This window comes from Neisseria sp. P0021.S006, assembly GCF_051956895.1.
Window position 1 is genome coordinate 1 of the sequence record NZ_JBQCWZ010000029.1, and the last position, 20,781, is coordinate 20,781.

General features: G+C 48.4%; 18 protein-coding genes and 4 tRNA genes. 13 read left to right on the plus strand and 9 right to left on the minus strand.

Going from position 1 to position 20,781, the window contains the following annotated elements; all coding sequences use genetic code 11:
* From fabD to ACTHUM_RS07590, 10 genes are all read left to right on the plus strand, one after another.
* The coding region (gene fabD / locus ACTHUM_RS07545; RefSeq protein WP_440402810.1) for an ACP S-malonyltransferase at positions 1 to 906 on the plus strand (906 nt) is incomplete at its 5' end.
* A 74-nt stretch (positions 907 to 980) separates the two neighbouring features.
* Complete coding sequence (locus ACTHUM_RS07550) at positions 981 to 1,982, plus strand: hypothetical protein (protein WP_440361220.1); 1,002 nt, start codon at positions 981 to 983, stop codon at positions 1,980 to 1,982.
* Between the two features lie 55 nt (positions 1,983 to 2,037).
* Positions 2,038 to 3,108, plus strand: coding sequence for a hypothetical protein (locus ACTHUM_RS07555; protein WP_440361209.1), 1,071 nt, complete (start codon positions 2,038 to 2,040; stop codon positions 3,106 to 3,108).
* Positions 3,101 to 4,138 (plus strand): glycosyltransferase family 8 protein, encoded by a 1,038-nt coding sequence (locus ACTHUM_RS07560; RefSeq protein WP_070695462.1) that lies wholly within the window; start codon positions 3,101 to 3,103, stop codon positions 4,136 to 4,138. The genes ACTHUM_RS07555 and ACTHUM_RS07560 overlap by 8 nt, the downstream gene beginning before the upstream one ends.
* A 44-nt stretch (positions 4,139 to 4,182) precedes the next feature.
* Positions 4,183 to 4,929 (plus strand): 3-oxoacyl-ACP reductase FabG, encoded by a 747-nt coding sequence (fabG, locus tag ACTHUM_RS07565; RefSeq protein WP_049336356.1) that lies wholly within the window; start codon positions 4,183 to 4,185, stop codon positions 4,927 to 4,929.
* Positions 4,930 to 5,193: 264 nt separating this feature from the next.
* On the plus strand, positions 5,194 to 7,176 hold the full coding sequence (locus tag ACTHUM_RS07570; RefSeq protein ID WP_049336355.1) for a monovalent cation:proton antiporter family protein: 1,983 nt from the start codon (positions 5,194 to 5,196) through the stop codon (positions 7,174 to 7,176).
* A 69-nt stretch (positions 7,177 to 7,245) separates the two neighbouring features.
* Positions 7,246 to 7,321: transfer RNA gene (locus ACTHUM_RS07575), tRNA-Val, on the plus strand.
* A 33-nt stretch (positions 7,322 to 7,354) separates the two neighbouring features.
* A tRNA-Asp gene (locus ACTHUM_RS07580) sits at positions 7,355 to 7,431 on the plus strand.
* Positions 7,432 to 7,470: 39 nt separating this feature from the next.
* A tRNA-Val gene (locus tag ACTHUM_RS07585) sits at positions 7,471 to 7,546 on the plus strand.
* Between the two features lie 32 nt (positions 7,547 to 7,578).
* Positions 7,579 to 7,655, plus strand: a tRNA-Asp gene (locus ACTHUM_RS07590).
* A gap of 287 nt (positions 7,656 to 7,942) precedes the next feature.
* On the opposite strand, the gene dacB is transcribed toward ACTHUM_RS07590, so the two are convergent.
* On the minus strand, positions 7,943 to 9,355 hold the full coding sequence (dacB, locus tag ACTHUM_RS07595) for a D-alanyl-D-alanine carboxypeptidase/D-alanyl-D-alanine endopeptidase (RefSeq protein ID WP_049336968.1): 1,413 nt from the start codon (positions 9,353 to 9,355) through the stop codon (positions 7,943 to 7,945).
* Between the two features lie 70 nt (positions 9,356 to 9,425).
* The gene (locus ACTHUM_RS07600; protein WP_049336971.1) at positions 9,426 to 10,853 is read right to left on the minus strand and encodes an MFS transporter; all 1,428 of its coding nucleotides are present in this window, start codon (positions 10,851 to 10,853) and stop codon (positions 9,426 to 9,428) included.
* 136 nt (positions 10,854 to 10,989) lie between these two features.
* Between ACTHUM_RS07600 and ACTHUM_RS07605 the strand changes: the two genes are divergently transcribed.
* The 3 genes from ACTHUM_RS07605 (at position 10,990) to ACTHUM_RS07615 (ending at position 13,724) form a co-directional block, all read left to right on the plus strand.
* A complete protein-coding gene (locus ACTHUM_RS07605; RefSeq protein WP_070587528.1) occupies positions 10,990 to 11,556 on the plus strand; it encodes an NADPH-dependent FMN reductase in 567 nt (188 codons plus the stop codon).
* Between the two features lie 147 nt (positions 11,557 to 11,703).
* Positions 11,704 to 12,381 carry a response regulator gene (locus tag ACTHUM_RS07610; RefSeq protein ID WP_070460434.1) on the plus strand — a complete coding sequence of 226 codons (678 nt, stop codon included), beginning with the start codon at positions 11,704 to 11,706 and terminating at the stop codon, positions 12,379 to 12,381.
* A 29-nt stretch (positions 12,382 to 12,410) separates the two neighbouring features.
* On the plus strand, positions 12,411 to 13,724 hold the full coding sequence (locus ACTHUM_RS07615) for a sensor histidine kinase (RefSeq protein ID WP_070695464.1): 1,314 nt from the start codon (positions 12,411 to 12,413) through the stop codon (positions 13,722 to 13,724).
* Between the two features lie 129 nt (positions 13,725 to 13,853).
* Here the strand turns inward: ACTHUM_RS07615 and aroB are convergent, their stop codons facing one another.
* The 7 genes from aroB to pilM form a co-directional block, all read right to left on the minus strand.
* Complete coding sequence (gene aroB / locus ACTHUM_RS07620; protein WP_070503951.1) at positions 13,854 to 14,933, minus strand: 3-dehydroquinate synthase; 1,080 nt, start codon at positions 14,931 to 14,933, stop codon at positions 13,854 to 13,856.
* Between the two features lie 22 nt (positions 14,934 to 14,955).
* Entirely contained in the window at positions 14,956 to 15,477 is a 522-nt protein-coding gene (locus ACTHUM_RS07625) for a shikimate kinase (protein ID WP_083296575.1), read from the minus strand.
* A 122-nt stretch (positions 15,478 to 15,599) separates the two neighbouring features.
* Positions 15,600 to 17,732 carry a type IV pilus secretin PilQ gene (gene pilQ, locus ACTHUM_RS07630; protein ID WP_049336963.1) on the minus strand — a complete coding sequence of 711 codons (2,133 nt, stop codon included), beginning with the start codon at positions 17,730 to 17,732 and terminating at the stop codon, positions 15,600 to 15,602.
* A gap of 20 nt (positions 17,733 to 17,752) precedes the next feature.
* On the minus strand, positions 17,753 to 18,295 hold the full coding sequence (locus ACTHUM_RS07635) for a pilus assembly protein PilP (protein ID WP_049336962.1): 543 nt from the start codon (positions 18,293 to 18,295) through the stop codon (positions 17,753 to 17,755).
* A gap of 15 nt (positions 18,296 to 18,310) precedes the next feature.
* The gene (locus tag ACTHUM_RS07640; protein ID WP_049336961.1) at positions 18,311 to 18,982 is read right to left on the minus strand and encodes a type 4a pilus biogenesis protein PilO; all 672 of its coding nucleotides are present in this window, start codon (positions 18,980 to 18,982) and stop codon (positions 18,311 to 18,313) included.
* On the minus strand, positions 18,982 to 19,605 hold the full coding sequence (locus ACTHUM_RS07645) for a PilN domain-containing protein (protein ID WP_049336960.1): 624 nt from the start codon (positions 19,603 to 19,605) through the stop codon (positions 18,982 to 18,984). Before ACTHUM_RS07645 ends, ACTHUM_RS07640 begins: the two co-directional genes overlap by 1 nt.
* Positions 19,606 to 19,609: 4 nt before the next feature.
* A complete protein-coding gene (pilM, locus tag ACTHUM_RS07650; RefSeq protein WP_049336959.1) occupies positions 19,610 to 20,701 on the minus strand; it encodes a type IV pilus assembly protein PilM in 1,092 nt (363 codons plus the stop codon).
* Positions 20,702 to 20,781 lie beyond the last annotated feature (80 nt).

Here is a 20,781-nt window from a genome sequence, read left to right on the forward strand (position 1 = left end):
CCCGGACAAGGCTCACAAAGCCTAGGCATGATGAACGGCTTTGCCGAGCAAGCCATCGTTAAAGCCACATTTGACGAAGCTTCCGCCGTATTGGGTCAAGACCTGTGGGCAATGATTAACGGCGAAGATGCCGAATTAATCGGACAAACCGTCAACACCCAGCCCATCATGCTGGCTGCCGGCATTGCCACCTACCGCGCCTACTTAGAAGCAGGCGGCAAAACCCCTTCCGTCGTTGCAGGCCACAGCCTCGGCGAATACACCGCCCTCGTCGCCGCCAGCGCATTGGATTTTGCAGACGCAGTCAAACTGGTCCGCCTGCGCGCCGAACTCATGCAATCTGCCGTACCGCAAGGCGTAGGTGCAATGGCCGCTATTTTGGGTTTGGAAGACGAACAAGTCAAAGCCATTTGTGCTGAAGCCGCACAAGGCGAAGTCGTTGAAGCCGTCAACTTCAACTCCCCCGGCCAAGTCGTGATTGCCGGCAACACCGCCGCAGTCGAACGCGCTATGGCTGCCGCCAAAGAAGCCGGAGCCAAACGCGCCCTACCGCTGCCTGTTTCCGTTCCTTCGCATTGCAGCCTCATGAAGCCCGCAGCGGAAAAACTTGCCGAAGCATTGAAAGACATCACCATCAAACAACCGCAAATCCGCGTCATCCATAACGCCGATGTTGCCTCTTACGATGATGCCGACAAAATCAAAGATGCCCTAGTACGCCAACTGTACAGCCCGGTGCGCTGGACAGAAACCGTCAACGCGCTTGTTTCCGAAGGCATCACCGAATCCGCCGAATGCGGCCCCGGCAAAGTCCTCGCAGGCCTCGCCAAACGCATTAACAAAGAAGCCGTATGCAGCGCATTGACCAATGCCGACCAAGTGGCTGCATTTATCGAAGCCCATTAAAACGTTTTCAGACGGCCTTATCCTGTCAGGCAAGGCCGTCTGAAAAATCAGCTCCACTCCAATCCGAATACATTATGAAAAAAACCATTATTCTTGCCGTTCCCTACATGTACGGACTGGATCAATGTATCGAAAAAAATCTGCGTTTTCTTGGTTTTGAGGTCATTAACCTGTGCTATGACGACCGGGATTCCTATTACCCGAACTTGGGCAGCAGACTCAAAAACCTCTATCACAAACACATCACCAAAGACGGCAACTATAAAAAATACCTCAAATACAGCCGCCACCTCGACGACATTCAGCAAAAATTGGCCTCGCTAAACGGTAAAAAAGCCGATTATGCGCTCTGTATCCGCGCCAATATTTACCCCAAAGAAATCATCGCCACCATCCGCGAATACAGCAATGTTTGCGTGAATTATCAATGGGATGGCGTAGGTCGTTTCCCAGACATTATTGAATATTTGGATTATTTTGATCAATGTTGGGTTTTCGATCCCGACGATATTCAAAAATATCCACAATGCCGTTTCAAAGCCACCACCAATTTTTACTTTGACTTTCCCGTGGCGGAATATGCCCCCACCAACAAACTCTACTTTTTGGGCGGCTACGAACTTAGACGCGAAGAACAAACCAAACGCTTTATCCAAGAAACCGAACGCCTCAATTTACCCTTGGATTTTCATATCTACTGCAAAGACGACAGGGCTGAAAAAGCCTTTGGACACAACGGCATCCGCTATCTTGACCGCAGCAGCATCCTCAGCTTTGAAGAAAACCTCAGCCAAGTGCAAAGTTGCGGTGCAGTCGTCGATTTTGCACAATTCGAACATTACGGCTTATCATTCCGTATCTTTGATGCGTTGCGTTTCGATAAAAAACTGATTACCACCAACAAACATATCTTAGAGACCGACCTATACCACCCAGACCGCGTGTTCGTATGGGACGGCGGTAGTTTAGACGCATTGCCTGAATTTTTGGCACGCCCGTATCAGCAACCTGCCCCTGAAATTAAAGCCTATTATTCATTTACACAATGGCTGAACCGCCTGCTCGGCATTGATTAACCCTATTGCCTATGGCAAATATACCTGCCTGACAAAATATTAAATTAAATACATTATGAGTAAGAAAAAAGTCATTCTCGCCATGCCGGAACTCTTCAAAATCCACGAACTCATTATTGAGAACTTGGAAAAATGCGGATTTGAAGTGCTGTCTCTGACCTATGAAGAAAAAGAGTTCAAATACAAAAATGTATTTCAACGGCTGAAAAAAATCTGGTATCGAAATATTCTTGGGCAAAAAGACTTCAAAAAACGGACCATGTTCCGCGCCGTAGAAGAACGCCTCAATACCCTGTTAAGCGAACATCCCGAACAAGCGGATTATTGCTTCATGATTTGGCTGGGGGCCTATCCGAAAGACTTCATCGCCAAGCTCAGAGCACATTCAAAATTAATGGTGTATTACAACTGGGAAGCCCTGACCTTCTTAAAAGAAGACTTCGACAACATCGAATTTTTTGACAAGTTTTACTTTTTCGATCCGTTTGACCAGGGCAAACATCCCGAATACACCGAAAAACTCTTTCCAACCACCAGCTTCTACTTTGACTGCTTCAGGCCGTCTGAAAACCCGCAAAACAAAATCTTGTTTATCGGCTCGTACGCCGCCGACCGCAACAACGACATCCGCGCATTTTGCGAAGCTGCACGTTCAATCGGTTTAGAAATAGATTTCCGCTTGGCCAGCAAGAAAATCGAAGAAGAAAAAGCGGCTTTGGGCATTCCCGAAGTCGAGTTTTTCTCCTTTGAAAACGCCCTCTCCTATCGTCAAAACTTAGAAGAAGCGGCCAAATCCTCCGTATTGGTGGATTTCCTCAACCGCAAGCACTACGGTCTCTCTTTGCGGATTTTCGAAGCGATTGGTTTGGACAAAAAACTGATTACGACCAATCCTACCATCGTACATTACGATTTTTATCACCCGAACAATATGTTCTACTGGGACGGAAGCAACCTTGAAGAACTCAAAGCCTTCCTGACCTTGCCGTATGTATCGCTTGCCCCAGGTTTGAAGCACAAATACAGCTTCAGCAACTGGATCAGCTGCGCATTTGATATTGAACCGAATATCCCTATCGGATTGCCTGAAATCGATAGAGACGTTGTGGAGAATTTAAATGTTTGATAGAGAAAAATTAGTATTAGAAACTGCTCATATCCGCAAACGAGAATTCGTTGAACAGCCGAGACATATTGTTTATGCAGCCGATCAAAACTATATCAAACACATCGGCACTGCGTTACTTTCTGTGCTGCAAAACAATACCAATCCAATACATTTTCATTTGTTAGTTAGTGGTTCAGAAGGTTATGATTTTAATATTTTCGATCAAATTGAAACATCAAATCAAAACTACGCAATAAGCGTTTACCATTTAAATACAGAATACTTTTCTACCCTGCAGACTACCCATTATTTTACTATCGCTATGTATTACCGTATGAGTATCCCTTGCTTATTAAAAGGTATTGCTCATACTGCGCTTTATTTAGATACTGATGTACTGTGCTTGGGCAACATTGATGATTTATTTGAAATCGACATTTCAAATTCTTTGATTGCTGCCGTACCTGATGCAATCTTATACAGAGCATATATAAAACAACTCAATCAATTTGGTTTTACAGATACTGAGCCTTATTTCAACTCTGGGGTCATTCTATTCAATATTGACAAATGGAATGATATGGCAATAGATAAAATTTTGTCTGAAAAAATGCAAGCCGTAGAAAAACAGAATTTTAAACTCTCCTGTCCAGACCAAGATATTTTGAATTTAGCCTGTATAGGTCATGTACACTGGCTTTCAGAAAACTTTAACTGGATACATTGGCATCAAAAATACAGTGAATTAATCGACAATCCCAACAATATCCGCTTAGTCCATTTTGTTGGTCATATCAAACCGTGGCATCAATTAGGCTTCCACCCTGCATATGATCAATATTTTAAGAATTCCCCATGGAATAACGGATATCTAGAACAACCTCTATCAACTTGGTTGCCCTTTCCAAATCCTAAAAGGAAATTTAGACAAGCAGCCAAACGGCTTTGGAAACAAGGACAAAAAAAGCAAGCATGGGCATACTACAGAGAATATTTATTACGAAGAATCAACAAACGACGGTATCAAGCACCCTCCCCAGGTAAATAAGGCCGTCTGAAACCATTTTTCCAATCGCAATTAAGGAATAAAACATGAGTACACAAGATTTAAGCGGCAAAATCGCTTTGGTAACCGGCGCATCGCGCGGTATTGGTGCGGCAATTGCCGATACTTTGGCTGCGGCCGGTGCAAAAGTTATCGGCACTGCCACTAGTGAGAGTGGCGCGGTTGCAATCGGCGAACGCTTGGCACAATGGGGTGGCGAAGGCCGTGCATTAAATTCTGCCGAACCTGAAACCATCGAAAATCTAATTGCCGACATCGAAAAAGAATTCGGCAAACTGGATATTCTGGTCAACAACGCCGGCATTACCCGCGACAACCTCCTAATGCGCATGAAAGAGGAAGAGTGGGACGACATCATGCAGGTCAACCTCAAATCTGTCTTCCGCGCCTCTAAAGCCGTATTGCGCGGCATGATGAAACAGCGTGCCGGCCGCATCATCAACATCACATCCGTTGTCGGCGTGATGGGCAATGCCGGCCAAACCAACTATGCAGCCGCAAAAGCAGGCTTAATCGGCTTCTCCAAATCTATGGCGCGTGAAGTCGGCAGCCGTGGCATTACCGTCAACTGCGTTGCCCCCGGCTTTATCGACACCGATATGACCCGCGCCCTACCGGAAGAAACCCGCAAAACCTTTGAAGCGCAAACTTCTTTGGGCAAATTCGGTGAAGCACAAGATATTGCCGATGCAGTCTTGTTCTTGGCTTCTGATCAGGCAAAATACATTACCGGTCAGACACTTCATGTCAACGGCGGCATGTTGATGCCTTAAACCATTTATTTAAAGGCCGTCTGAATATTTCAGACGGCCTTTTTTGTCAATCAAAACACTACTTTACATTCTATCTTGATATAATCTTAATAATCCGTTAGATAACGCTCGAAACAGTAAGTCCAAATAAGCATGATACGGGAAATCAAATCGCAGAAATGAAGTTCATTCTGTGCGTTTTTATTTGGGTTTGCTGTCGGTTTTCGACGTGTTTCAGACGGCCTATATAACAATAGCTACTCTTAACGAAAGGCCGCCCACTCTATGCACGAATTCTCCCTCGGACCCATTGTCATTGTCTTGTTGGTTTCCGTCATTACAGTTATCTGCTGTCGCAAGTTCAACATTCCTTCCATGCTCGGTTATCTTTTGGTCGGTTTTATTGCCGGTCCGGGTATGTTCAAACTGATTCCGCAAAGCCATGCCACCGACTATTTGGGCGAAATAGGCATTGTATTCTTGATGTTCAGCATCGGTCTCGAATTCTCCCTGCCCAAACTCAAAGCCATGCGCCGTCTCGTATTCGGCTTGGGCGGTTTGCAAGTCATCATTACCATGCTCTCGATTATGGGCATTTTGATGGCAATGGGCACGCCGTTTAACTGGGCGTTTGCCACTGCGGGCGCACTGACCATGTCGTCCACCGCCATCGTCAGCCGCATTCTGTCGGAGAAAACCGAGCTGGGTCAGCCACATGGACAAATGGCCATGGGTGTTTTGCTGATGCAAGATATTGCCGTGGTACCGCTGATGATTCTGATTCCGGCACTTGCTGGCGGCAGCGAAGGCAACTTGTGGGTAGAACTGGGCTTGGCCGGTTTGAAAATGTTGCTGACCTTGGGCATTTTGTTTGTTGTCGGCAGCCGTGTGATGTCGCGCTGGTTCAGACTGGTTGCCAAACGCAAATCGTCCGAACTCTTTATGATCAACGTTTTGCTGGTTACTTTGGGCGTGGCCTATCTGACGGAGCTTGAAGGCCTGTCTATGGCATTGGGCGCATTCGTTGCCGGTATGCTGCTTTCCGAAACCGAATACCGTATTCAGGTGGAAGACGACATCCGTCCATTCCGCGATATCCTGCTGGGCTTCTTCTTCATTACCGTCGGTATGAAGCTGGATATTCAGGCGCTGATCGGCAACTGGCAGCAAATCCTGATTTTGTTGGCAATCCTGTTGGTCTTGAAAGCACTGGTCGTCTTCATCATCGCTTTGCGCATGAAAAACCCTACGAGCGACAGCCTCAAGAGTGCGCTTTATTTGGCACAAGGCGGCGAGTTCGGTTTCGTGATGCTGGCTATTTCCAGCAAAATCAATATGGTTTCGCCCGAATTGGAACAAGCAGCCACTGCAGCCGTCTTGCTCTCCATGATTGCCGCACCATTCATTTTGGGCAGCAGCGATGCCATCGTCAGCCGCTTTGTTAAATCCGACTGGGACATGAAAGCCTTGGACTTGCACTCCATGCTGGTGGAAACCATGAGCAAATCCGAACACGTCCTAATTATCGGTTTCGGACGCGGCGGTCAATCGGTTGCCCGTGTATTGGCGCAAGAAGGCATCCCCTACTTTGCCCTTGACTTGGATATTGCCCGCGTACAAGTGGCACGCAACGCAGGCGAACCGGTTTCCTTTGGCGATGCCAAACGCCGTGAAGTCTTGGAAGCCGCCGGCTTGGGACGTGCCAAAATGGTGGTCATCACGCTGAACAATATGCATGAAACCCAACATGTTCTCGGCAACATCATGTCCATGCATCCGAGCATGCCGGTTTATGTTCGCGCCACCAATGACGATTACGTTAAAACCTTTACCGAAATGGGTGCTGAAGAAACCGTCTCCGATACCAAAGAAACCAGCCTGGTGCTGGCAAGCTATGCCATGTTGGGCCACGGCCTTTCCTACAACCATGTTTATCAAACCATAACCCACATCCGTCACAGCCGCTATGCATCTTTGCAAGACTTGTTTGTCGGCAGTGATGATGACAGCTTCTCCGACGAAGACAGCAAGGCCGTCTGCCGCCATGCCTTCCCATTGCAAGGCGAGGCACATGCCATCGGTAAAACCATCCGTGAATTGCCCTTGACCGCCCATCATCTGAAACTATTGTTTATCCGCCGCAATACCGGAAAAATCCAAGACCTTGACCCTGATTTCGTTCTGGAAACCGGCGACATTTTGGTTGTCGCAGGCAAACAGGAAGAAATTATTTCCTTTGAAAACTGGTGCTTGCAGGGAGACATCTAATTATCGGCAAATAAATCTTGCGCGCATCAGGATTTTTTGGTTTAATAACGTCTTCGCAATTTTGCGCATGGGTGATTAGCTCAGTTGGTAGAGCGTCTGCCTTACAAGCAGAATGTCGGCGGTTCGACTCCGTCATCACCCACCAAGTTTCTTTTTCATTGTCTTTGACAGTGGATGCGCGGTGGTAGCTCAGTTGGTTAGAGTACCGGCCTGTCACGCCGGGGGTCGCGGGTTCGAGCCCCGTCCGCCGCGCCATTATTTAAAAATACTGATTCTTCAGTATCTCCCTTTTTTGGGTGATTAGCTCAGTTGGTAGAGCGTCTGCCTTACAAGCAGAATGTCGGCGGTTCGACTCCGTCATCACCCACCACTTTACTTTTCATTGTCCCTGACAATGGATGCGCGGTGGTAGCTCAGTTGGTTAGAGTACCGGCCTGTCACGCCGGGGGTCGCGGGTTCGAGCCCCGTCCGCCGCGCCATCAAGTTAAAAATAAAAAATACCGGTTTTTACCGGTATTTTTTTCGTCTGTACCTTATGCCTTTTCGTAAAAAGTCCGATTATTTAGACAAGAGAAGGTGGGAATAAAACTTAAAACATACGTCTTAAATACCGAAGATAAAACCATCTTTCTCAAGCGGATTTACACCAAACGCTTATCCATTAAATCCCTAAATTATCCTTCAAAATAGACATAAATACTTGTCCTTCTTACACAAAGGCCGTCTGAAAACGTCAATACATTTTCAGACGGCCTTTTTTAGCTTATCAAGCCTGATACCTAATCATGCAGGAAGCCTTAGCATCAATCCAATGTTCGCCACCGGGCTGAACAATTTTAGACACCAGCTTATCCAAGTCGCGTAAATAATCGGTTGACTTTTGGCTGTTGATAATGACGACAACCAACAACGGCTTTTCGCCCAACCAATACCCAGCCAGTGCGCGGACATCTTTGAGTGTACCGGTTTTGAGGCGCAGGTTTTCACCGGGCTGTTTCAAGCGTGTTTTAAGCGTGCCGTCTTTACCGGCAATCGGCAGCGTACTGATAAACTCGTTTTTAAACGGGCTGAAGTAGGCTTTTTCCAACATTTGCGCCATCATTCGCGCATTGAGCCGTTCTACGCGGGACAGGCCTGAGCCGTTTTCCAACACCAGCCCTTCCGTATTGATACCGGCAACCGCCAGCTCACTTTTTACGATAGACGCGGCCTTGGCCTGCGCCTGCTTGTAATCAGATATATGTCCGGCAAATTTAAGGAAAACCGAACGGGCAATCAGATTATTGGAATGCTTGTTCATATCGGTGAGGATATCGGCAAGCGGTTTGGATTGATGACTCGCCAACACATGCGCGTCATGAGGCGCAGCACCTGTCGTCAGGCCGTCTGAAATCGTGCCGTCTTGTTGGCGCCATTGGTTGACAAAACTTTTGCCGACAAATTCTTTCATGCTATACATATTCAGATACAGCTCTTTGCCCAAGCAGCTTTCCGGCAGCTTGCCCGATACGGTCAGCGTATTGTTTTTATAGGAAGTCTTCATGTGGTTTTTTAAAACACTGCACTTCCCTTCTTTATTCTCAAGTGTCAATTTGTTTTGAATGTTCAGATTCGGAAGCGGCGGATTGGTACGGATGACCAAGCTTCCGTCTTCTTCTTTTTCAGCACGCAGTTCAACGGTTTTATACCCCAACATATTAGGATCGGGCGGCGTCATAAAGCTTTCGGCAGAATCGGAAGCAAAATCATCCGGATTCTTCACATCGCCCCACAGGCTGCGGTCGAGTATCAGATGTCCGTCAATATGGCGTATGCCCTTATCGCGCATCTGTTGCTGCATTTGCACCAGATCATGCTGGTCAAACACAGGATCGCCGCTCCCCACCCAATACACATTGCCTTTCAACGTATCGCCTTTGATTGGGCCGTTGGTTTTAAACTCAGTTTTCCAACGATAATCACCGCCCAACATACGAAACGCGGTAAACGCCGTTACCAGCTTCATGGTCGAAGCAGGATTGCGCAATTCATTGGCACGGTGTTCGGCAATCACGTTGCCGCTGTCCAATTCCTGCACATAAACAGAAATCTCATTTTCAGGAATACGCCCGAAATCCAAAGCCCATGACGGACAAACCGCCATCATCAGGCCGATTGATAAAATACATTTTAACTTCATTGTGTTACAAAATCTTATAAATTCTTACGAGGTGCTTAGGCCGTCTGAACGTTTCAGACGGCCTTTTTCTTTATTTCTGATGCGCTTTCAAACGTAAAGCAAACATGACGACCACAACACCGACAACCAAAGCGCAACCCATCGCCAAATGGATACCGTCCAGCATTGCCTGTTGCGGCATATCTGCGCTGGAAAGTTTCTCGCCGATATTGGTCGCACCAACAAAAAACGCCGCGCCGATGGCACCGGCAATCGGGTTGATGGTGGTCAGAATCGCCGCACCGTGCGGATTGAGCATTTTCGGCAACGCGTTCAGACCATGGGTTTCGCCGGTTACACAAGCAGACACGGAAAGCGCCAACAGCGTAAACATCGCCGTCAACATCACCACTTGCGTATCAATCCGCAAAAACAGCCACAATACCGCCAACGACACCACCAGCATCACTGTTGCCGGCAAAACGACAAAGCGTCCGCCCTTTTTGTCCAACAATTTGCCGAACAAAGGCGCGGCAACCGCTTGGGCAATACTGGCAGGCATCAGGATCAGGCCAGTTGCCGTACCGGTCAGCATCAACACTTGCTGCGTGTACATCGGCACCATCAGTTCCAAGCCCAAAAACAGGAATATCGCACCGGCCAAAATCACAACGCAATATCTGAACTGTTTGTATTCAAACGCACGAAGGTTCAACAACGGCGTAGCCAAACGGAACTGCCGGCGCGCAAACCACCCCACCAGTACAACGGAAGCAGCAAAGAGCAGGATAAATTCCAGCAGCGGCATATGGGCAAAATTACTGCTCGCATAAACCAACCCGCCGAAGCCCACAATCGACAGCACAGCCGACAACATATCAATTTTCGGACGGCTGATGTTGCTCAAATTGACCGTTAAATATTTGCCCGCCAGCACCATCGCCGCCAACATAAACGGCGCGGTAAAACCGAACAGCACGCGCCAATGCGTATGGTCGATGATGATGCCCGACAGCGTCGGCCCCATTGCAGGCGCGGCGGTAAACATCATGGTAATCACACCCATCGCCGTTCCGCGCCTGTTGGGAGGGAAAATCGACAACACACCGTTAAACAGAAGCGGGACAAAAAACGCGGCAGACACTGCCTGCACCATCCGACCGACCACCAATACGCCAAACGTCGGTGCAAACACGCAAATCAGCGATCCTGCTAAAAACGTTGCCTGCGTAAACAGCACCATTTTGCGCGTTTCAAACCATTGAATCACGCCTGCCGTAATCGGCGTAAATGCCCCCATGACCAGCAAAAAGCCCGTTGTCAGCCATTGAACCGTGGTCTTATCGACACCAAAATCCTTCATAATCGGCGTAAGCGCGACATTCAACAGCGTGTCGTTGAGATAGCCGAAAAATGCGCCGATGAATAAGGTGGCGACAATGGTTTTAGCAGGAAAGTCGGTATCGTCGGCGTAGTATTCGTGTGCCGTTTCACCCTCTTGCGAATCAGAAGCGTGCATAATAATTTGAAATATCAGCGAAACCGTTATTTTAGCATAAACCATTTTGACAGGCCGTCTGAAACCTTGACCGCTTCTCCAGATAACACTAAAATTTAGAATTGTTTTCATTTTTATTATTAAACAGGAGAAAAACATGTCAAAGAAAGTCAGCATCTTGGTCGGCAGCCTGCGTAAAGGCTCGTTCGCACGAAAAGTCGCACAAAACGTCATTCCCATGTTCCCCGAAGGCTACGAAGCGCAAATCGTCGAAATCGGCCATTTACCTTTATACAACTTCGACTACGACGATCCTGCCGTTACCGACTTCCCCACTCCATCCAGCTATACCGAGTTCCGTGAAACCATCAAAGCCTCTGCCGGCGTATTGTTCGTGACTTCCGAAAACAACCGTACCGTACCGGCCTGCCTGAAAAACGCCATCGACATCGGCTCCAAACCCAATGCCGATGTTGCCTGGAAAAAAACACCTGCCGGCATCATCAGTCATTCTGTCGGCAAAATGGGCGGTTATAGCGCGCAAAAAAATCTGCGCCTTGCCCTTTCGTATTTCGATATGCCATTGACCGGCCAACCGGAAGTGTTCCTCGGCAACTCGCCTACCCTGTTTGACGACAACGGCCAGCTCATCGAATCCGCGCGCGGCTTTGTTCAAGGCTATATCGACCAATTGGTTGCCTTGATTGAGAAAAACCCTAAATAATCGGGATTGAAGTATACAGGCCGTCTGAAAAACGAAATTTCAGACGGCCTCATCTTTTACAAAAAATCAGTTTTTAGACAGCTCCTAAATTTTTACTAATTGAGTGCGGTTATAATCACTGTCCACCCATCCTCACGGAGAACTTCCATGCGCGTATTATTGGTTGAAGACGATGCCATGATTGCCCAAGCCGTCAGTGCCAACCTGAAAGACACCGGCTACGCTGTCGATTGGGTCAGCCGCGGTTCGGAAGTTGCCGCAGCAGTGGCGGCGCAGGCATACGATTTGCTGCTTTTGGATTTGGGTTTGCCCGGCAAAGACGGTTTGGACGTATTGGCGCAAATCCGCAACGGCGGCTGTACCGTTCCCGTCTTAATCGTGACCGCGCGCGATGATTTGCACAGCCGCCTCAACGGCCTAGACGGCGGCGCAGACGACTACATCGTCAAACCCTTCGACATGGCGGAGCTGCAAGCCCGTATGCGCGCCGTATTGCGCCGACACGGCGGACAGGCGCAAACGCTGCTGAGCAACGGCATTATCACACTCAACCCCTCCACCCATCAGGCGGAAGTGGTCGGGCAGGAACAGGCCATCATGCTCAGCAACAAAGAATTTGCCGTCCTCCAAGCCCTACTGCTGCGTCCGGGCATGATTCTGTCGCGCAGTGATTTAGAAGACAAAATCTACGGCTGGGGCGAAGAAGTCGAAAGCAACGCCGTTGACTTCCTAATTCACGCCTTACGCAAAAAACTCGGCAAAGAAGCGATTCAAAACGTCCGCGGGGTCGGCTGGCTGGTTGCACAAAACAACCAGGCCGTCTGAAAAACCACAACAATATCAACACACAAACCATGCAACGCCTTATCCACACCATCAAACAATCCCTGCAAGTCCGGATCAGCCTCGCCCTGATCTGCATGCTCCTACCCCTCTCCATTCTTGCAGGCATATTTTCATATTACGATACTTATCACGAGACCCAAGAGGTTCAAGACGATCTGTTGCGCCAAGTCGCGAACTATCTCGACCCGAGCGATGCCGATGACGAGAAACACTCTCTCGACAACGACAACAAGATTTCCGTTCAATTTCCCAATACGCCCAACCCCATTGTCAGCCTGCCTGAAAAGATTTCAGACGGCCTGCACACCATTCAGGCCGATGACGATGACGATTACTACCGCGTTTATACCCGCGACACCAAGCAAGGCCGCATCGCCGTCATGCAGGAAAGCGACTACCGCGAAGAGCTGGCCGAAATGGCCGCCGTACAGAGCATCCTCCCCATGCTCCTCGCCCTACCCCTGATTATCCTGCTCACCGTCTGGATTACCCACCGCGCCATGCGTTCCGTCAAAACCCTGTCCAACGATTTGGAACAGCGCAAAATCAACGACCTCTCGCCTATGGACACGCAAGACATTCCCAGCGAAATCCAAGGCTTTGTCGTCGCCATCAACAACCTGTTGCAACGTACCGACGAAAACGTCCGCCAACAGCAACGCTTTATCGCCGATGCCGCACACGAATTGCGCAGCCCCATGACCGCCCTTTCCCTTCAGGCAGAGCGGCTCAACAATATGCAGCTGTCCGCCGAAGCGCGCGAGCAGTCCGCCCTGTTGCAACAAAGCATACAGCGCAACCGCCACCTGCTCGAGCAACTCCTTTCCCTCGCACGCGCCCAAGCGCCCGAAACCCAACGCCCTAAAACCTTGATCAGCCTGCAAAACCAGTTCCGCCGTGTCTTGCAGGAACTCATGCCGCTGGCGCTGGCCAAAGGTCAAGACATCGGCGTCGCCGTTGAAAACGACTGCCAAATCCACGCCGATGACACCGAAATCTACACCCTCATCAAAACCTTTACCGACAACGCCATCCGCTATACTCCCAAAGGCGGCCGCATCGATTTGGGCTTTGACGAAACCGCCGAATACCTCAACATCTGGGTGGAAGACAACGGCCCCGGCATTCCCCCAAGCGAACGCCAACGCGTTATCGACCCTTTCTACCGTATTCTCGGCACCGAACAACAAGGCACCGGACTTGGCCTGTCCATCGCAGACACCATTGTCAAACGCCATCAAGGCCGTCTGAAACTGGCCGACAGCCGACGCTTTGACAGCGGCTTGTTGATTATTGCCGAGTTGGATAAAAAGATGCTTTAAATAATTGACCCGCCCAAATTGGTTTATCTAGCTTTAATCCGATAAATGAAAACGTTTTAAAACCAAAGGCCGTCTGAAAATGACTTTCAGACGGCCTTTTTATATTTTGAAGCAAACCTACTTCATTCCTCACAAATACGGTTGCAAGGTTTGGCGGAGGATTTCCATATCGGTAATTTCGGTAATATTGGCTTTGCCCAAGTATTCCAAACCGACAAAACGCATGATGCCGCTGCTGACTTTTTTGTCGTGGCTCATGTGTTCAATCCATTTTTCAAAGGAGAAAACGGGCGGCGCAGACGGGAGGGAAGCGGCTTCCATTAAAGCGGCAATGCGGTCGGTGTCGGCCTGTCGGGTTTTGCCCAAGATTTGCGACAAACGGGAAGCGAGGACGCAACCGGCGGCAACGGCTTCTCCGTGCAGCCATACGCCGTAGCCCATTTCGGCTTCGATGGCATGGCCGAAAGTGTGGCCGAGATTAAGCCATGCGCGGATGCCCTGCTCGGTTTCGTCTTGGGCAACAATATCGGCCTTCATTTTGCAGCAATGGTAAACGGCTTCCGCCATTTTTTCTTGATGTTGCGCCATCAGGTCGGCCATATTTTCTTCCAACCAGGCAAAAAATTCGGCATCGCCCAATGCGCCGTATTTGATGACTTCGGCCATGCCTGCGGAAAGTTCGCGTTGCGGCAGCGTTTGCAAGGCGGTCAAATCGGCCAAAACGGCTTGCGGCTGGTAAAACGCGCCAATCATGTTTTTACCGAGCGGATGGTTGATGGCGGTTTTACCGCCGACCGAGGAATCGACCTGGCTGAGCAATGTGGTCGGTACTTGGATAAAAGGTGCGCCACGCTGATAAGTCGCCGCGGCAAAACCGACCATATCGCCTATCACGCCGCCGCCCAAAGCGATTAAAGTGGTTTTGCGTTCGGCACGGTTTTGCATCAGGCCATCGTAAATCAGGTTGAGCGTCTGCCAGTTTTTATATTCTTCGCCGTCGGGAAGGATAATGCTGAAATGCGGCACGCCCAGTCTGTCTAAGGCCGTCTGAAGCTGTTTGAGATAAAGCGGCGCAACGGTTTCGTTGGTAATAATGGCTGCTTTTTTACCTAGATAGGGCTGAAGCAGCATATCGGCCTGCTCAATCAGCTTATGCCCGATAAAGATGGGGTATTGATGGGACGGGGTTTGGACAGTCAGTGTGCGCATAGTATTCCTTTGCAAAGCGTATTTATTCGCCTAAAGCCTGTATCAGGCGTTTGAGCGTTTTGTGACAGCTGTCGGATTCGATGACGAGATGGGCGGTTTGACGGTACAGCATATCGCGTTGGTCATACAGCTCTTGCAGTTTGCCCAAAGGATTGGCAACTTGCAACAGCGGCCGGTTGCTGTCGTAACGGGTACGCTCCAGCAAGGTTTCGGGGCTGGCATGCAAATAAACAACCGTGCCGTTTTGGCACAAAATCTGTCTGTTTTCACTGCGTAATACGGAGCCGCCACCGGTCGATAAAACGATGTTGCGCCGGGAAGCGAGCTTCTTCAGCATATTGGTTTCACGGTTGCGGAAGCCTTCCTCCCCTTCCATCTCAAAAATGGTCGGAATGGATACGCCCGAAGAAGCGCAGATTTCGTAGTCGCTGTCGTAAAACGGGCATTCAAACATTTGGGCAAGCTGCTTGCCCAAAGTGGTTTTGCCCGCGCCCATCAGCCCGATTAAGATTAAATTGCCGTTGATTTTTTCCATGTGGGTCATTTTATACGATATGGTGGTTTCGTGGAAAAGTTCGTCGTTTTTCAGACGGCCTTTTCATCTCAGGCCGTCTGAAAACGAAAACAGGCATACCTTTGCAGATATGCCTGTTTGTCATTCTAAAATCAATAACGCAGATTGTTACCCACATTATCCATAATGCGCGGCGTGATGAAGATCAACAGCTCACGGCGGTTTTCACGTTTGCCGCGTGATTTGAACAGATTGCCGACAACAGGAATATCGCCCAAAACAGGGACTTTGTTCACTGCATTGGTGCTTTCTTCCTCATAAATACCGCCGACAATCAGCGTACCGCCATCTTCAACCATGGCTTGGGTATTCAAGTGTTTGGTGTTGATACACTTGGTTGTCAGAGAATCCACGGTACAGTCGATCGGGGTATCTCGATTAATCTTCACAGTCATGATGATTTGACCGTCAGGCGTAATATTCGGCGTTACGGTCAAGCCCAAAACGGCTTTCTTGAAGGTAATCGAAGTCGCACCACTGGAAGAAGCCTCTTGATAAGGAATTTCCGTACCGGATTCAATTTTGGCTTCTTTGCGGTCTTGTGTCAGCACGCGCGGATTGGAAATGGTTTTGCTCTTACCTTGTTCTTCAGACGCGCTGATTTCCAAACCCAATGCACCGGATGAGAACGCACGCACCAGCGCAATGCTGTTGACTGCGGCTGCGGTCGGCAGACTGACGTTCGGATCCAAAGTCCATGTGCGGTAGCCTACGTCGCCACGGTTAAATGAGGCATTGGTATTGTAGTTGGTTTGTGCATTGCTCCAGTTGCTACCCCATGCGTTACGGCCACTTGCACCACCGGAACCGAATTTAACGCCCAAGTTGCGGAAGAAGGTATCTTCTGCTTCCACAATGCGCGCTTCCACCATCACTTGACGGGTTGGAACGTCCAATTCATCAATCAGTTTGCGGAATTTCTCAATCACGCCGCGGTTGTCGGTCACGATCAGCGTATTGGTGGCCGGATCGATTAAGGCGCTGCCTCGGTTGCTCAACAGAGTGTTGCGGGTATTGGAATTATTGCTGTCGTATTCTTCCAAACGCAGAATTTTGCGGAATTCTTCCACGTTTTTGTATTTCAACTGGAAGGTTTGAGAATACAGCGGGCCCAATTCGGCAATCTCTTTTTCCGCCTGCAAGAAGGCTTTGTCTTTTGCCAACAATTCATCGCGAGGTGCGATATTGATGATGTTGCCTTGACGGCGCATATCCAAATTGCGCGCCTGCATGACCAAGTCTAAAGCCTGATCCCAAGGCACATCTTTCAAGGACAGGGTCATGGTGCCTTTGACGGTATCGCTGGCAACAATATTCACGCCGGACTCTTTCGCCAAAATCTGCAAAATGGTACGGACTTCTACATCTTGGAAGTCCAAGGAAATTTTACGGCCTTTAAACGATTTGTTTGCATTTTGGTTCAAGCCGCCGGATTCGGTATTGGCGGCTTTAGGCGATACTTCAAATACAAAACGGCCGGAAGAGGCTTTGGTATTAATGTCCCAATTCGCATTACTGTTGCGGATAATGAGCTGGGTAGAATTGCCGATACGTTTGAGCGTAACGTTTTGTACAGGCGTATTGAAGTCAGCCACATCCAAACTGCGTTGCGCTTGTGTCGGCAGCGTATGGTTTTTCAAGGTAACAACCACGCGGTCGCGCTGCTGTTTAATGTCCGGCTGTCCGCTGAAACCTGGGGCGGACAATTCAATAATGCCGGAATTGCGTGCGCCTTTGCGGAAATCAATATTGGCTGCTGAAACGGCTTGATAAGTCTGAGCAGCGCGCGCGGTAGACGGCGTAGCCGCACGTTCATTTGCAACGGCTGCATTGGTTTGGTCAGTAGATTCGTTTACAAACACCCAAACTTCGTTGCCGCGAATCTCAGTATTGTATTGGCTGATTTTGTTCAAACCCAAAACCACGCGTGCGCGGTCATTGTTTTGTGCCGCAGTAATTTGATTCAGCAATGGGTCGGCATATTCCAAAACAGGCTGAGGCAAACGGATATTGGTGTTGGCAAAATCCAATGCGATACGCGCCGGAGTAGATGTTACAAAACCATGAGGTGTAGTGACGTCTTTGTCGAAACGGATTTTGATAATTTTTTGGTTGTCAGGCAAAGTGGAAACGTTGATATCGGTAATATTGCCTGCAAAGGCCGTCTGAACAGCGAGGGCAACGCTGAAGCCGGCAAATAATTTTGTCATGTGCTTGGTTTTCATAATCGAGTGAGACCCCTAAATTAATTTGAATTCGAACTATCTGAGCTATTGGAAGAATCCGCCTCTTTACTGTTCAATGGCAATTCGGCCTTCCGGTACACCCAGTTGCCGTAGCTGTCTTCAACTTGCTCGGTCAAGATAATTTTATCTTCGGTAATACTTTGGATTCTGCCGTAATTCTGACCGATGTAGTTTCCGGGATAAACGGTATAAACATGGTCGTTGACCTTGATAAATCCGGAAACTTTGCCGCCGCTTTGCAGCGTTCCGACAAAGGCCATATTTTCCAAACTGAAGGCTTCCAATGTTTCTTTCGGACGGTTCACATCCGGCGCATTGCCGCCTTTAGGGGCAGTGTCCAAACGGCGTGAATCAAACGCATTCATGCCTTTAAAGTTCGGCGGGTTATACGGCTTAGGCAATGTAACCGTCGGCTCTTCAAACGGAATAATCTTGGATTTTGCTTCCTGACGGGTTTGCGTCATCCATTGAGTCAAATCTTCATAGCTTTGCGTACAGGCTGCCAAGGGAAGAAGACTTAAGAGTAAGATGATTTTTTTCATGATTTCCCTATTCTTTTATTTTTGCTCATTCTCGGCAGGTTTGCCTTCTTCTTGTGCCTGTTGCGCAGCCAATTCGGCAGCAATCTCTTCGGCCGGACGTGCTTTATAAGTCGTCGCAATCGCGCTCAATGTCAACTCGCCTTTATTGCCTTTGCCTTCTTTGTCCTCGCCTGCATTCACGAGTTTTAAAGAATCTAAAGTAATAATGCGCGACAAATCGCCTACATCACGGGTAAATTGACTGATCTGTGAGTATTTGCCTGTGATGGAAATCTGATACGGCAGTTTTTGAATCGGACCATCGTTTTCAGGTTGGAGCGGTGCAACGCTATCCAAACGCAACCCGTTGGTTGAACCTGCCTGATGAAGCTCTTGAATCAGGTTCGGAATTTCCGCGTCGGTCGGCAGTTGTTTCAACAAAACATCAAATGCAGAGCGGATCGAAGCCAATTCAGCCTTCAGATTATTCAAGCTTGCCGCCTGAATGCTTTTACGCGTAAAGGTTTCCTTCAGCTCTTCCTCTTTAGCTTCCTGCGTATTCAGGGTCTCAATCTGATCTTTAAATACGCCGACATAGCCCAAAGCCAACACACCGACAATCAATAAACCCGCCAGCAAAAGTTTTGAAGGCATATTGAGCAGGTACAGGTTTTGTACGTCCAATTGTTTCAGGTTTTTAGATGCCATTATTGAGCCTCCGGAGCAGGTTCTGCCACAGGTTCGGCCATTTCACCGCTGCTTTGGGCAGTCGGTGCAGGAGCCGGCGTATTCACTTGGTTGATTGAAGATTTCAAAGTAAATTCTTGGTAGTTATCTACTTTTTTAATGCTCAACAATTCAGGCTGCAAGAAAATACCTGTACTTGGCAGGGAGCGCATCATAACGGCGATTTTATTGTCGCTGACGGCATGGCCGCTGATTTTATAGCTGGTCGAGCTTTCCGCTTCCAACGCAGTCAAATAAGTATTATCGGGTGTAAGCGCATTCAAAGAATCAAGGATATAGGCCGCTTGATAGCGTTTTTCCTGTAACTCTTCCACTTTCAGTTTCTTGGCCAAGAAGGCTTCTTTTTCTTGCTGAAGTTTATCGATTTCGCCCAATTCTCTATCAAGTCTGTCGATTTCGGTTTGCAGGAAGTTGTTGCGCCCTTCTTGATTACTGATGGCGCTGTCAATACCGAGATAGGTAGCGGCCGCCAAGCCCAAACCCACTGCAAAAGCGCCAAGCATCAATACTTTGAATTGCTGCTGCTTGCGCTGTTTAATCTCTTCCCGATACGGAAGAAGGTTGATTCTGGTTAATTCGATCATGTTCTCAAAGCCCCCTTAATGCCAATCCGAACGCCAAAGTCAGTGACGGCGCATCAATTTGAAACTGCGGCAATTCTACTTTTGCACTGCGTTCCACATATGAAATCGGATGCAGATATTCTGTTGCCGTATTGGTTTGCGAGAAAATGCTTTCCGCCAAACCTGCCTGCTGCGCGGTAAAGCCGGTCAGCAGGATGTGTTTGATATTGGAGAAAGAATCAGTGGCCTGCGTGGTATAGTAAAATTGCAAAACACGCTGAACCTCCTGCGCAACCTGCACATTAAAACGGTCGGCAATCTGAGACTGGTAGTCGGAAGGCTTGTTTTGGGAAGCCATCATTTGTGCGGCTTTTTCTTCAGTTACCTGATAAGTACGCTGAATCAGCTGATTGAGCTGCTCTGTACTGACCGGCGTTTCTTGTTTGTAGAGGATACGGCCGTTTTGCAGGATCAGGGCATACATTTGCGTCGCATGAATGCCAAACACGGCAACTTTTTCATCTGCCATTTCGGGAGCATGCGTATTCATCCAATGAACAAAGGCATTGCGTTGCGCCAGCAAGTCTAAATCCAAAGCGGACAAAGGCAAGCCCGCATTCTCAAACATTTCAATGCGTGGCTCGACATCGTCTTTTTTGGCGGCAACAGCTAAAACATGCTGGCCTGAACCGACTTCTTCGGCTTGAAAGTCGTAGTTCATTTCTTCAATAGGCGCAAATTGGCCGACTTCCGCTTCGACAAACTCTTCCAAGTCCAAATCGGTATCACGCGGGTTGTAAATAATTTGCTCGACTGTCGCCAAATTTTGTGGCACGGCCGCAACAATATTTTTGCAAGAACTGCGTAATTGTGTGTAAGTATGTTGGATGTAAGTAGCAAGCTGATCGTAGTCTTGAATTTTGTTGCCTTTGACAATATTTTTAGGCAATTTGGTAATAACGTATTTTTCCAGCTGAATTTGGTTTAAACTACGGCCTGTCAGTTGTACCATCTTAATGGCATGTTGGCTGATATCGACACCGATGGCAGAGCGGTTGTTCAATCCACTAGAAGCCTTGCCTGTTTTGGTATCTTTCGTGCTTTTAAATAAGCGCATGATTTGACTTCCCTGTATCATTTAGGAGTGAGTAACTGTTTCGTTATCCGTAAAGGACTTCTTATTCTTTGCACAGTATT